Below are 12294 nucleotides of genomic sequence, written 5' to 3' on the forward strand. Positions count from 1 at the left end.
CCAACCGGGCAACAACGCGTACACGCCGCTGCGAATAGAAGCGCCAACGCCGGCGGCCCGATCGACAGCCGCCGTGGTTGACGCAAGATGAGCAGCCGCGACGGACCACGTCATGGACGGGTCCGCCGCGCGACACCGCCTCTACAGGAACGCACTGACATCGGTCTGAAACCGTACCGCGAGCGCCTTGGCGACTTTCTTGCTGATCGCGCGGCGTCCCGCGAGAATATCGCTGACCACGGTCGGCGACGCGATGCCGGCCAGATCCTTCTGCTTGAGACCATGCGTGATCAGCAGATGGCGCAGGACCTCGCGCGGCTCCGCTTTTGGAATCGTCAGGTTGCGCGCTTGCCAATGACCGACCAGTTCCGTCACGATCGCGTGCAGATCGGCGAGCGGATCGTTGTCGTTGCCGCTTAGATGATCGGACAGCGAATTGGCGACTCGCACCATCTGGTGATAATCCTCTTCGGTGCGAATCGGCGTGATCGGCAACTGGCTCTTCAGCGCAGCCCACGTTGCGGAGATGTCGGGAAAGGGTCCCGGAAGGCGATCGGCATTCATGAGTTTAAATTCGTCCTCGTCCAAAAGCCGTCGGCGCGTTAATCGGTGACGCGCGAATGACGACTGCCTGTTGTAGTGAATCGCCGTGACACGCCGAATTGCCGGCACGGCGAACTTCGCAGTGAGGAAATTCAGCGATCACGATAGCGAACGTCTGCTTCAGGTCGTTATGGCCACGCGAGGCATGCCGCGCCAGCGAGTATCTCGCCCATAGCGCGTGGCGCGCACCCCGATGTCGTTTTTGAAGTCCAATACTGCTTGCTTGACAATGACCCGCCGCGGCTGGCCTTGCACGCGCGGCGCCTATCGCGCGATACGCGATATGCGCTGCCGACACAAAGCGCGAAACGGACGCGCCCACACCAAGAGCCGCCCGGACGCGTTGGTCAGAACGGCTCGTTACTGCCCGTTGCGAAATCACTGCATGACGACGAAAACCTCTTTCTCTCCTATCGAAAACTCCACGAGGCGAGAACAGCGAAAGACCCTCACCTCATTGCCTCCACCCGCTTTTCGGCGCCGTGTCTCTGGCGATGCCGAGTTCCCGGGTCGCGAGATCGGGCTGCGCCCACCTCACCTGCTCCCCCGGCTCCATCGCCGGCAGACCCTGAGCGACCGCCGCAATCGTGCGCGTGACCTCGGCCATGAACGCCCGCCGGAACACCTGAGCCGAAAACCGCTCGGCATTCGCGCGACAGGCCGCCGGCGTGATGTACGCGCTCAGCCGCTCGAAGCGGTCGATCGCGTCGAGCATTGACACCGCCGTCTGACGCGCGAAGAAAACGCCGGTCGGGTGCGGGTCGCCGACCGGCACTACCGTTTCGAGCGCCCCGCCCCTGGCGAACGCAATGACCGGCGTGCCGCAGGCCTGCGCTTCGAGCGGCACGATGCCGAAATCTTCCTCGGCGGCGCACACGAAGGCTCGCGCACGCGCCAGATACTCCTTCAGTACGCCGAATGGCTGATAGCCGAGCACCGTCACGTTCGGTCCTGCCTTCGCGCGGATCGACGCCATCTGCGGCCCGTCGCCGATCGCGATCAGCTTGCGCTGCGGCGTGGCGTTGAACGTCTCGACGATCAGATCGATGCGTTGGTGCGGCACCATCCGCGACACGGTCAGATAGAAATCGTCTTTTTCGGAGCGCAGTTCGAATTCGTTCACGTCGACGGGCGGCGGAATCACCGCGGCATCGCGTCGATAGGTTTTCATCATGCGCCGCGCGACCGATTGCGAATTCGCGATCAGACGATCGACACCATTCGTCGACTGCGCGTCCCAGCCGCGCAGATAATGCAGCAACACCCGCGCGGCCCACGACTTCGGCCCGCGCAGCAGATTCGCTTCGCGCAGATACTGATACTGCAGATCCCACGCATATCGCATCAGCGAGTGCACGTAACCGATGTGCGTCTGATGAGGGCCGACCAATACCCCCTTCGCGACTGCGCAAGAACTGGTGATGATCAGGTCATAGCTCGACAGATCGAACCGTTCGACGGCGAGCGGCATCAAGGGCAAATAGGCGCGATAACGGCTGCGCGCAAACGGCAGGCCTTGAATGAACGACGTGGTGACCGGCTTACCGGCAAGCGGCGTGCGATCCTCGAGAAAATCGACGACGCTGAAAACGTCGGCGTCGGGAAAGCACTCGATGATCTGCCCGAGCACTTTCTCGGCGCCGCCGGGAGCGACCAGCCAATCGTGCACGATCGCCACTTTCATATTCCGTCCTGTCTGTCACGAATCGCCACCTGGCCTCAGAGAAGAGTGTATGTGCCACGTTCCTGACTGTGCGTGCGCGTGCCCACATTCGACATGCGACAGTACGCGGGTAATTCGGAGAGTCCGTTCGCGTCTGCAAAAACACGGCTTCATTCCCGCGCTTTCGTATGTGCACTACGCCTGACATATCGCCCCACGCCTGCTCGCCAGTCCAGCCCACACCTTTACGATCGGAGCGCTGCGCGAGCGACGGGCGAGCGACCTCGACGGCCGCAGTGCCTCGCGTGCCGTTTGGCGATCGGAGCAGTCAGTTGGGAGGGCCGGGTTCGGCCCTGGGGGAATTCGCCGTGCGCTGCACGGCGCGCGACGCAGTGGTGCTGCTGTCGGACGGTTCGTTGCGCGTGCGCTTCGAAGCGCCTGGCGCGCGGATGATCGGCGACGCGCGCGTGTCGGGCATCGCGCGGCGGGCATCGGCGGCTAATTGTCTGCGCACGGTGCCGTGCATTTTCCGCCAGGTGCGCGCGATTGCCGCCGCGGCGGGCGGTATAAGCGGGATCGTGCGGCACGACCGCAACAAAAAACGCGTGTGAACCGTTGGAGCGGCTCACACGCGTCAGAGCGAACAGAAACGCAATTCGCTTAATTCTGGCCGTACGTGATCGTTTGCACGCCGGTGTCCGTGCCGAGCAGGCACAGGTTCGCGCCGCGGCCCGCGAACAGGCCGACCGTGACGACGCCGGGCCATGCGTTGATATGCGCCTCGAGCGTGCGCGGGTCGCTGATGCTCAAGCCCTTCACGTCGATGATCTCGTTGCCGTTGTCGGTGATGAACGGCACACCCTCTTTCGTCACACGCACGACGGGCACGCCGCCGAGCGCCGTCACGCGCCGGCCGATCGCGGTGCGCGCCATCGGCACGACTTCGATCGGCAGCGGGAAATGGCCCAGCGTCTCGACGACCTTGCTCGCATCCGCGATGCAGACGAATACTTCGGACACCGACGCGACGATCTTCTCGCGCGTGAGCGCGCCGCCGCCGCCTTTGATCATCGCGCCGCTGTGATCGATTTCGTCGGCGCCGTCGACGTACACCGGCAGCGAGTCGATCTCATTCAGGTCGAGCACCTTGAAGCCGTGCGATTGCAGACGCGCGGTGGTGGCGAGCGAACTCGACACCGCGCCGCGATAGCGGGATTTGGTGGCGGCCAGCGCGTCGATGAAGCAGTTCGCGGTGGAGCCCGTGCCGACGCCGATCACCGAGCCTTGCGGCACGTTGGCATTCACGTAATCGGCGGCGGCCTGGCCGACCAGTTGCTTGAGTTCGTCTTGAGTCATGGGAGAGGCGGGGAAAGCGTGAAAAACCCGTAGTTTACCGGAGTGGCGCGGAGAAGGCCCGGTTTGGGTGGCTTTGTGCCGCGGACCACGCTTGTTTGCCGGACACGATTGGACACATTGAGACACAGGAATCATCCATCGCCATCACGAATTGATCGGCGAAATTGATCTATTCATGAATGCGCACCCGATGGACCTTGATCCCGCTTTCGAAAGGGAATACGACACTGGCTTTTGCGCCAAATTGTGGGGCTACACTAAAGCGCCTCCTGCGCAAATAGCTGTATTTTCCGCACTCAAAGCAAAACGCCCGGAACCACCACCGCGTTCCGGGCGCCCACAATCGGCCAACAACAAGAACGACGACAGAAAAACTACTTCTTCACCGCCCGCTGCCGCACAGCCTCGAACAGACACACTCCGCTAGCCACGGATACATTCAAACTCTCCACCGTCCCCGCCATCGGAATGTTCATGACGACATCGCAGGTTTCACGCGTCAGGCGTCGCATGCCCTCGCCTTCGGCCCCCATCACGAGCGCCACCGGCCCGTCGAGTTCCGTTTCGTAGACACTCTTCTGCGCGTCGTCGGCCGTGCCGACCACCCAGACACCCGCGTCCTTCAGTTCGCGCAGCGCGCGCGCCAGATTCGTGACCGTGATGTACGGGACCGTGTCGGCCGCGCCGCTCGCGACTTTCGCGGCGGTCGCGTTCAGTCCCACCGCGCGATCGCGCGGAGCGATCACCGCGTGGGCGCCGGCCGCGTCGGCGACGCGCAGGCAGGCGCCGAGATTGTGCGGATCGGTCACGCCGTCGAGCACGAGGATCAGCGGCGAGCCGCTGATGCCGTCGAGCAGTTCGGCGAGATTCTGCGCAAGCGGCAGATCGCCCGCGCGCGCGACCACGCCCTGATGACGTTCCGTGCGCGCGAGGCCCCACAGACGCGTTTCGTCGGCGGCGATCAGACGCACGCCCGCGTCTTTCGCGGCGTGCAGGAATTCGGTCATACGACGGTCCTTGCGCGTCGCGTCGTAATAGACATCCTCGACCGTCGACGCATCGTGCCGGATACGCGCGGTCACTGCGTGGAAACCGTATAAGACCTTATGACGTGCCATGACTGAACAACCTTTGATGGGGCGCGCATTCAACGCGCGCCACTGTGATGAATATGAAACCAAAAGGCAGACCGCGCGCAACCGGCACGTGCTCACGTGCCCGCTGCGCGCGGTCCCGGCGCTGTGAAAGCCTCAGCGCTTCTTGCGTGCCTGCTTCGACGCCGCCTTGGTCGCGACACCGTGCTTCCTCGCCACGCGCGCTTCCTTGACCGCCGCGCTCTGCGCGGGCGCGGCCCTCTTGCGCCGCGGACCCGGCACCGACGCGCCACTTTCCACCGGCGGCATCACGCGCACGCGCGGGCCAGCGCCTTCTCCCTTGTCCGCCGCGATACCGCGTGCCAAAGGCGGCTTGATCGGCGTATCGCGCACAAGGCGGAAGTCGATCTTGCGCGCGTCGAGATCGACGCGGCTCACCTGCACGCGCACGCGATCCGACAGCCGGTAGCGAATGCCGGTGCGCTCGCCGCGCAGCTCGTTCTTGATCTCGTCGTACTGGAAGTAGTCGGAGCCGAGTTCGGTCACATGCACGAGGCCTTCGATGAACAGCGAATCGAGCTGCACGAAAATACCAAACGACGTGACGCCGTTGACCATGCCGCCATACTCTTCGCCGAGCTTGTCGCGCATGAAATAGCACTTGAGCCACGCTTCGACATCGCGCGATGCTTCGTCCGCGCGGCGCTCGTTCGCCGAGCAGTGCAGCCCAAGTTCTTCCCAGGTCGCCACGTTGTTCGCGCGCCCGCGGGCGCCCCGCTTTTCCTCGTCGGCCTGTTGCATCGCGCGGGCGCGCGGCGACAGTGCGGTATTGAGCTCGACGCCGTGCGGCGGCTGCGGCTGATACTTGCGGCCCTGCAGGATCGCGTAGATCGCGCGATGCGTGAGCAGGTCGGGGTAACGGCGGATCGGGCTCGTGAAGTGCGCGTAGGCCTCGTAGGCGAGGCCAAAGTGGCCGATGTTGTCGGGGCTGTAGACTGCCTGCTGCATCGAGCGCAGCAGCATCGTCTGCAGCATCGAGGCGTCGGGCCGGTCGCGGATCTGCGCCATCAGTGCGGCGTAGTCGCTCGCGTGCGGCGTGTCGCCGCCGCCGAGCGTCAGGCCCATGCCGCGCAGGAAGGTACGCAGGTTCTCGAGCTTTTCCGCGCTCGGGCCCGCATGCACGCGGAACAGGCCCGGATGCTTGTTGCGCTTGAGGAAGTCCGCCGCGCACACGTTCGCGGCCAGCATGCATTCCTCGATCAGCTTGTGCGCATCGTTGCGCGTGCGCGGCACGATCTGCTCGATCTTGCCCTGCGCGTTGCAGACGATGTACGTCTCCGTCGTATCGAAGTCGATCGCGCCGCGCTTCTGACGCGCCGCGAACAGCGCCTTGTAGACGCCATACAGATTCTGCAGTTGCGGCAGCAACGCGGCGCGGCGGGTCGCTTCCGGGCCTTTGGTGTTTTTCAGTACCGCGGCAACTTCGGTGTAGGTGAGCCGCGCGGCCGAATGCATGACGCCCGGATAGAACTGATACGCCTTCACGTCGCCACGCGCGGTGACGATCATGTCGCACACGAGCACGCAGCGGTCGACTTGCGGATTCAGTGAGCACAGTCCGTTCGACAGCTTCTCCGGCAGCATCGGGATCACGCGGCGCGGGAAATACACCGACGTGCTGCGCTCGATCGCGTCGGTATCGAGCCCGCTTTGCGCAAGCACGTAATGCGACACGTCCGCGATCGCGACGATCAGGCGGAAGCCATCGCCGCGGCCCACCTGCACCGGCTCGCAATAGACGGCGTCGTCGAAGTCGCGCGCGTCCTCGCCGTCGATCGTGACGAGCGGCACGTCGCGCAGATCGACGCGATGGCGAATGTCGGCCGGGCGCACTTCGTCGGGCAGCTTCGCCGCTTCGGCCAGCGCGGCCTCGCCGAACTCGTGCGGCACGCCGTACTTGCGCACCGCGATTTCGATTTCCATGCCGGGGTCGTCGATATCGCCCAGCACTTCGACCACACGGCCGAGCGGCTGCGAATGACGGCTCGGAAAATCGGTCAGCTCGACCACCACGACCTGGCCAACTTTCGCCTTGCGGGTGTTCTGCGTGATCAGGATGTCGTGGCCGATGCGCTTGTCTTCGGGCGCGACGATCAGCGCGCCGTTCTCGTTGAGCAGACGGCCGATCACGCGCTTGTTCGCGCGGTCAGTGACTTCGACGATGTGCCCTTCGGGCCGCCCACGCCGGTCATAGCCGACGATGCGCGCGAGCACGCGGTCGTTGTGCATGACCTTCTGCATCTCGCCGTTGGGCAGGAACAGGTCGTCCTGGCCGTCGTCGCGAATCAGGAAACCGTAGCCGTCGCGATGGCCCTGGACGCGGCCCGCGACGAAGTTCGACGGATGGGTCAGTTGATAGAGATTGCGCTGATCGAGCCGGATCTGGCCGTCGCGCTCCATTGCGCCGAGACGCTTGAAAAATCCTTCGCGCTCCTGGCGCTTGATCGACAGGGCTTCGGCGATGTCGTTCGCGGCAAGCGGCATTTCGCTCGTGCGCAGCACGCCGAGGATTTCTTCGCGGCTTGGAATCGGATACGGAAATTTGCTCAAGGGCTTGTCGATGATTTTTTCTCGTTGCATGGACGTCGGTCGGCGATGTGATCCGGCCTGCAAGGCGTTTGCGTAATGCGCGCAGTCGCGCTCGGCTGCATCTGCACGGCGGCTGCGCTCGGTCATTGCACCTGCTGCTTTCTGCTCTTCTGCTCCACTGCGATTTGCACCGGAAACTGCCTGGGTCCGGCTCGTTCGACGCCAGCCGACGCGCGTCTGCCTGATCGCAAGTGACACTCGCGTCGGGACGCCGGATGTGCATCGTGCCAACGAACTACTGCGAGGCATTCTAACACCCGTGTCGGGCGCCACGCGGGCCTGCGGCGGTGGTTGGGACGCATAGTGCGCCGGGCTCGCCGCGAGGTTGAATCGCGTTCGGCAAATCGCTTGACAGGTCGGAATCTGTCGCTATAATTGCGGTCTTTGCTGTTCATCACCTGCCCAGGTGGCGAAATTGGTAGACGCACTAGGTTCAGGTCCTAGCGGTGGCAACACTGTGGAGGTTCGAGTCCTCTCTTGGGCACCAGATTCAAAAGTAGAGCCGCCTTTTGGCGGCTCTCTTTTTTTGTAAGGCCTGGTAGTCGAAATCGTTGTTTGTGTTTCGATTGCCGGATCAGCAGGACGGTGGTTCAGTAGCGATTGCATTACTTCGCTGCGCGTTCAACCGAGCGGATGAGAAAAGCAAGTTTGTTTGAAGCAGGAATTGACAAACTTAATCATCTTGCTAAAATAGCCGTCTAGCTTGAAGACGTGCCCAGGTGGCGGAATTGGTAGACGCACTAGGTTCAGGTCCTAGCGGTGGCAACACCGTGGAGGTTCGAGTCCTCTCCTGGGCACCATAAAAATAGATCCAGATCAATTAGTTGATGACGTTTGTGAAAAAGCCCGCTTTGCGGGCTTTTTGTTTTTGAAAGCGCCTGGAAGGTATATGCGTTCCACTAGAAGGCAATGTCGAATGAGTACGTTTTCGAGTACACGAAAGTTCGAGCTCCGGAAAACGTACTCACCGCACGCCTGGCATCTTTCCCTCCCCGATAACCGGGCACCACACATGAGGCAAAGTTTGTCCTTCACCACTTTGCCGCTCTATGCCGCATGGCCCACACCGTGCGTCACAAAAGATCGCTGACGAGTTACTGCGCCGGCTTGGCGATCCCGACAATATGCGCCTTAATCTCGTCGCGATCGTAAATTTGAGTTCAGCACAAATTCTTCTGCGTGGTCGCCCCCGTTCACCGACAGGGCTCCTTTGGCAGCAAGCGAGCGTAGGGAACCTGAGGGTTGTGGCTGCCTGGCAGGTTCTCGGTTGCGAGGCACACCAGGCCGACCATGTTCGAATCCGCAGCGGACCGCGCACGGCCCGCGGGCAGCCTGGTCACACCGGCCCTTGGCACGCGAGCGCATCGACCACACGATTTCGCCGCTGAAAACAAATCGATGCGTCGTCTGGCACGGGCGCTGCCCGCCTCGGACGGCGCCATGCTGCAGACGCTCTCCAGACATGGCGCTCGATCTGTGCGAGGCGGGCAGCGCCGGCATCGGCCTGCTGGAACGCAACAGTGACGGCCCCTCAGCCTTCAGATGGATCGCGGTTCCAGGCGCGTGCGTTGGCCTACAGAAACGCCTTGTTAGAGGCTCGCGCCGGCTTTGGGCACGACGTGCATCGCGAGGTCGAATGGGCCGCTCACGACCCACACCGCCCGCATTCAACGCTGAACTTCGTCAGGCTGCCTCACACCTGTTTAGCAGCGCGAGACCTGGGCGTCCGTTACGCACATGAGAGAAGGTTTCGCCGACGGCTTTCCGCTTCAACGTCCTTGAATAGAGAAAGACTCGGCTTGCGCTGCTGTTACTGTTTTGCCGCCCGCGGAGCATCAAGATATAGAGTTTTTCAGGTTTCGGATCCAGCGACGAACTTCTCAATTGCGTCCTTCACCTTCTCGATGCTTCGTGTCGACGTAACCTGCGCCCCTATCTTCCCGTCGAGCGACAAACGATCAATAGCGGGGTGGTTTGGATTTTCTATGTTCAGTTTCGTGAACGGTCCCCAGCCGCACAGGTCCGATAGCAGATCACACATCAGAGTCTCAGTGAGCCGGGTGCTGTCGAACAGGAACCCTCCGTTCTTGATTTGAAAGACTGGATGAATCTTGTGGACGCCGTGCAGCTTGGCGGGTGGGTCATCTATCCGCTCAGTGTGCTCGCGATCGTGGCGATTGCGATTACATCTATTCGCAAGGAAATTCGTGAACAGGCTTGCTCACGTGCTGTACCCCGTCGCGCTTGCGCTTGCGATTGGCGTCTGCAGCCAAACGGTGGCGGCGGCACCGTCGGTACCCGTCCGGCCGTGATTTTTACGGTGACGTCGTTAGGCAGCTCGGCGACCACCACGTGCAGGTCACAAGCATCCTGAGCAATCCCGACCAGGATCCGCACCTGTTTGAAGCCAGTCCGAAGACGGCGCGGGCGCTGCAGGGTGCGGCGCTCGTTGTGTACAACGGCGCTGATTACGACCCGTCGATGGAAAAGCTATTGGCGGCCTCGAAAAGGTCGAACCGCACGACAATTGTCGCGGCACAACTCATGGGACGAAAGTCCGGCGATAACCCGCATCTCTGGTACGACCCGAAGACGATGCCCGCCGTCGCGAAGGCGGTGAATACGTCTCTGGTAACCACCGATCCGGCGCATAAAGGTGACTACGATGCTCGCCTGGACCGCTTTCTCAACTCGCTCAAACCCGTCGACGACAAGGTCGCTGCCCTGAAAGGGCACTACGAGCACGTGCCGTTGACAGCGACGGAGCCGGTTTTTGGTTACATGACGAGTGCAATCGGTCTGGACAGGCGCAACGAGCGCTTCCAGCTTGCAACGATGAACGACACAGAGCCGAGTGCGGCGGATGTCGCGTCATTTGAGACGGATTTGACCGCTCGCCGCGTACACGTCCCACAACAGCCAGGCGAGCAGTGCAATGACCCGGCACATGCTGAAGCTCGCGAGCAACTCGCACGTACCAGCCATCAGCGTGACCGAGACTTTACCCGCTGGGAAGAATTTCCAGCAGTGGATGGGTTCGCAACCCGACGCACTATCGGCCGCGCTGAAGCGCTAGCCTGTTGAAGGCTACAGCTCCGCCCAACCGATGCCCGGACGCCCTCTTTCCCTGTCCCATCGTTGACGACGGTGCGGGTGATGCCATTAACGCACGCGCAAGCTCATGACGTTTGCCGTCCGGCAGTCGGGGCCGCGCACTTCTCCGCGCTGGGCGTCACGATGCGCGAAGGCGGTCTGATCGTTATACCCGCAGGACCGAGCAACCTTAATTGACAGGGAATCAATCATGACCGGACTCGCCGACCCGGCTCCCGTTGCCCAGACATTCTTCGTCGACGACGACAGTGCAGGAAAACTACCTGCTCGACCCGATCGTTACAGTCGTCGATGCCAGGCATGGGAATGCACAGCTCGACGAACATCACGAAGCGCAGGAACAGGTTGGTTTCGCCGACCGTATCCTCGTATCAAAGGCAGACCTCGCCGGCGAAGCGCAAACGCAGGCACTGATGCAGCGGCTGCGGCAGATGAACCCGCGCGCGCCCGCTCGACCAGCAGAAGCTCAAAGCCTTCTTCAGCACCATTGTCACGATTTACGGCACGTCGATGCTGCGCTACAAGGGTGTGCTGAACGTGGCGGGACTGGAGCGGCGCCTTGTGTTCCAGGGAGTCCACATGATCTTCGGCGCCGACCTTGGCACGCCGTGGCGGGAGAACGAGTTGCGGGAAACAAAGATCGTCTTTATCGGCAAACAGCTCCCCGCAGACGTCTTCACAGCGGGGCTGGACGGTTGCCTTAGGCTGGCCGGCTGCGACGCAACCAGCGGTTCCACACTGGCGACATCGGCGAACGGGAGCTACGCCCGTTCGCCCCGTATCAGCCACACAAGGCACGCGCCGCCAAAGAGCGAAGTAACGACGCCGATGGGCAGATCGTCGGGCGCGGCGAGCATGCGCGCGGCCACGTCCGACCAGAGCAGCAGCACGGCGCCAAAGAGCGCCGACGCGGGTAACAGCCGAGCGTGGCCGGCACCGACCAGCCGTCGGCACACATGCGGCGCAACCAGCCCGACGAATCCAATTGCACCGCTCACCGCGACCATCGCGGCCGTGACGAGCGAACTCACGACGAACACTTCGCGACGCACCCGCGCGACATCCACGCCGAGCGTTGCGGCGGCGACATCGCCACTCATCAGCGCGTCGAGCTCACGCCGGCGTGCGGCCAGCAGCACCATGCCGCCGACGGCGAACGCGGCTGGCGCGCCCAGCAGGTCCCATCGCGCCAGTCCAAGACCACCCAGCATCCAGAACAGCACCGACGACGCGGCGCGCTGGTCCCCAAGATAGAGCAGCAGGTTCGCCAGCGCCATCATCACGAACGACACCGATACCCCCGACAGCAGCAGGCGTTGCGAATCGAGCCGGCCGGCGCGCGCACCCAGCGCGACGGCGAGCGACATCGCCGCGAGCGCGCCGGCGAACGCCGTGGCTGGCAGCGTCAGCGGGCCGAACACGGCGCCGAGCCACAGCGTTGCGGTCACCGCGCCGAGCGTCGCGCCCGAACTCACGCCGAGCAGATGCGGATCGGCCAGCCGGTTAGCCGTGGCAGCCTGCAGCGCCACGCCGACCACCGCAAGCGCCGCGCCGACGACCACTCCGAGCAATACGCGCGGCAGTCGGATCATCCAGACGATCGCATCCTGCGCATCAGCCGGTACGGCTCCAGTTAGATCGCCCGACAGATGATGGAGCAGAATGCGGACGGTCATGCCCGGCGAAACCGGCACCGGTCCGAGCCCTGTTGCGACCATGATCGACCCGGCGAGCACCAGACCCAGCAAGGTGAAGGGAATGAGCGCGCCACGACGTGTTCGCGACGCCGGCCGGCCGCCCGATAGCGTATCCATG

General features: G+C 63.0%; 8 protein-coding genes, 2 tRNA genes and 3 pseudogenes. 6 read left to right on the forward strand and 7 right to left on the reverse strand.

Annotation, left to right across the window (positions count from 1 at the left end):
• Positions 1-141 precede the first annotated feature (141 nt).
• Entirely contained in the window at positions 142-564 is a 423-nt protein-coding gene (locus OKW39_RS03755; RefSeq protein ID WP_026225425.1) for a helix-turn-helix domain-containing protein, read from the reverse strand.
• A gap of 493 nt (positions 565-1057) precedes the next feature.
• The gene (locus OKW39_RS03760) at positions 1058-2287 is read right to left on the reverse strand and encodes a glycosyltransferase family 4 protein (protein ID WP_429562105.1); all 1230 of its coding nucleotides are present in this window, start codon (positions 2285-2287) and stop codon (positions 1058-1060) included.
• 347 nt (positions 2288-2634) lie between these two features.
• Between OKW39_RS03760 and OKW39_RS03765 the strand changes: the two genes are divergently transcribed.
• Positions 2635-2877 carry a hypothetical protein gene (locus OKW39_RS03765; protein ID WP_429361499.1) on the forward strand — a complete coding sequence of 81 codons (243 nt, stop codon included), beginning with the start codon at positions 2635-2637 and terminating at the stop codon, positions 2875-2877.
• Positions 2878-2926: 49 nt separating this feature from the next.
• Here OKW39_RS03765 and rpiA read toward each other — a convergent pair whose 3' ends face one another.
• From rpiA to rnr, 3 genes are all read right to left on the reverse strand, one after another.
• A complete protein-coding gene (gene rpiA, locus OKW39_RS03770; RefSeq protein WP_018418246.1) occupies positions 2927-3622 on the reverse strand; it encodes a ribose-5-phosphate isomerase RpiA in 696 nt (231 codons plus the stop codon).
• Positions 3623-3996: 374 nt separating this feature from the next.
• On the reverse strand, positions 3997-4740 hold the full coding sequence (gene rlmB, locus OKW39_RS03775) for a 23S rRNA (guanosine(2251)-2'-O)-methyltransferase RlmB (protein ID WP_184029367.1): 744 nt from the start codon (positions 4738-4740) through the stop codon (positions 3997-3999).
• A gap of 132 nt (positions 4741-4872) precedes the next feature.
• Positions 4873-7356, reverse strand: a complete 2484-nt coding sequence (rnr, locus tag OKW39_RS03780) for a ribonuclease R (protein WP_429562106.1) — start codon at positions 7354-7356, stop codon at positions 4873-4875.
• 409 nt (positions 7357-7765) lie between these two features.
• Here rnr and OKW39_RS03785 point away from each other — a divergent pair.
• Together OKW39_RS03785 and OKW39_RS03790 are read left to right on the forward strand one after the other, a co-directional pair.
• A tRNA-Leu gene (locus OKW39_RS03785) sits at positions 7766-7852 on the forward strand.
• 226 nt (positions 7853-8078) lie between these two features.
• Positions 8079-8165: transfer RNA gene (locus tag OKW39_RS03790), tRNA-Leu, on the forward strand.
• 1052 nt (positions 8166-9217) lie between these two features.
• Here the strand turns inward: OKW39_RS03790 and OKW39_RS03795 are convergent.
• Positions 9218-9580 carry an SMEK domain-containing protein gene (locus tag OKW39_RS03795; RefSeq protein WP_429363717.1) on the reverse strand — a complete coding sequence of 121 codons (363 nt, stop codon included), beginning with the start codon at positions 9578-9580 and terminating at the stop codon, positions 9218-9220.
• A gap of 29 nt (positions 9581-9609) precedes the next feature.
• Between OKW39_RS03795 and OKW39_RS03800 the strand changes: the two are divergent.
• From OKW39_RS03800 to OKW39_RS03810, 3 pseudogenes are all read left to right on the forward strand, one after another.
• A pseudogene (locus OKW39_RS03800) lies at positions 9610-10441 on the forward strand (metal ABC transporter solute-binding protein, Zn/Mn family).
• Between the two features lie 286 nt (positions 10442-10727).
• Positions 10728-10868: pseudogene (locus OKW39_RS03805) on the forward strand (GTP-binding protein); the annotation flags it as partial.
• A 106-nt stretch (positions 10869-10974) separates the two neighbouring features.
• Positions 10975-11121: pseudogene (locus OKW39_RS03810) on the forward strand (GTP-binding protein); the annotation flags it as partial.
• A 119-nt stretch (positions 11122-11240) separates the two neighbouring features.
• Here the strand turns inward: OKW39_RS03810 and OKW39_RS03815 are convergent.
• Positions 11241-12293 carry a FecCD family ABC transporter permease gene (locus OKW39_RS03815; protein WP_429361503.1) on the reverse strand — a complete coding sequence of 351 codons (1053 nt, stop codon included), beginning with the start codon at positions 12291-12293 and terminating at the stop codon, positions 11241-11243.
• Position 12294 lies beyond the last annotated feature (1 nt).

Source organism: Paraburkholderia sp. MM6662-R1 (assembly GCF_050436245.1).
GTDB lineage: Bacteria > Pseudomonadota > Gammaproteobacteria > Burkholderiales > Burkholderiaceae > Paraburkholderia > Paraburkholderia tuberum.

Excerpts from the sequence above, each read along its gene's own strand:
- OKW39_RS03755 (WP_026225425.1), bottom strand. The coding sequence starts at position 564 with ATGAATGCCGATCGCCTTCCGGGACCCTTTCCCGACATCTCCGCAACG.
- rlmB (WP_184029367.1), bottom strand. The coding sequence starts at position 4,740 with ATGGCACGTCATAAGGTCTTATACGGTTTCCACGCAGTGACCGCGCGT.
- OKW39_RS03760 (WP_429562105.1), bottom strand. The coding sequence starts at position 2,287 with ATGAAAGTGGCGATCGTGCACGATTGGCTGGTCGCTCCCGGCGGCGCC.
- OKW39_RS03815 (WP_429361503.1), bottom strand. The coding sequence starts at position 12,293 with ATGGATACGCTATCGGGCGGCCGGCCGGCGTCGCGAACACGTCGTGGC.
- rnr (WP_429562106.1), bottom strand. The coding sequence starts at position 7,356 with ATGCAACGAGAAAAAATCATCGACAAGCCCTTGAGCAAATTTCCGTAT.
- rpiA (WP_018418246.1), bottom strand. The coding sequence starts at position 3,622 with ATGACTCAAGACGAACTCAAGCAACTGGTCGGCCAGGCCGCCGCCGAT.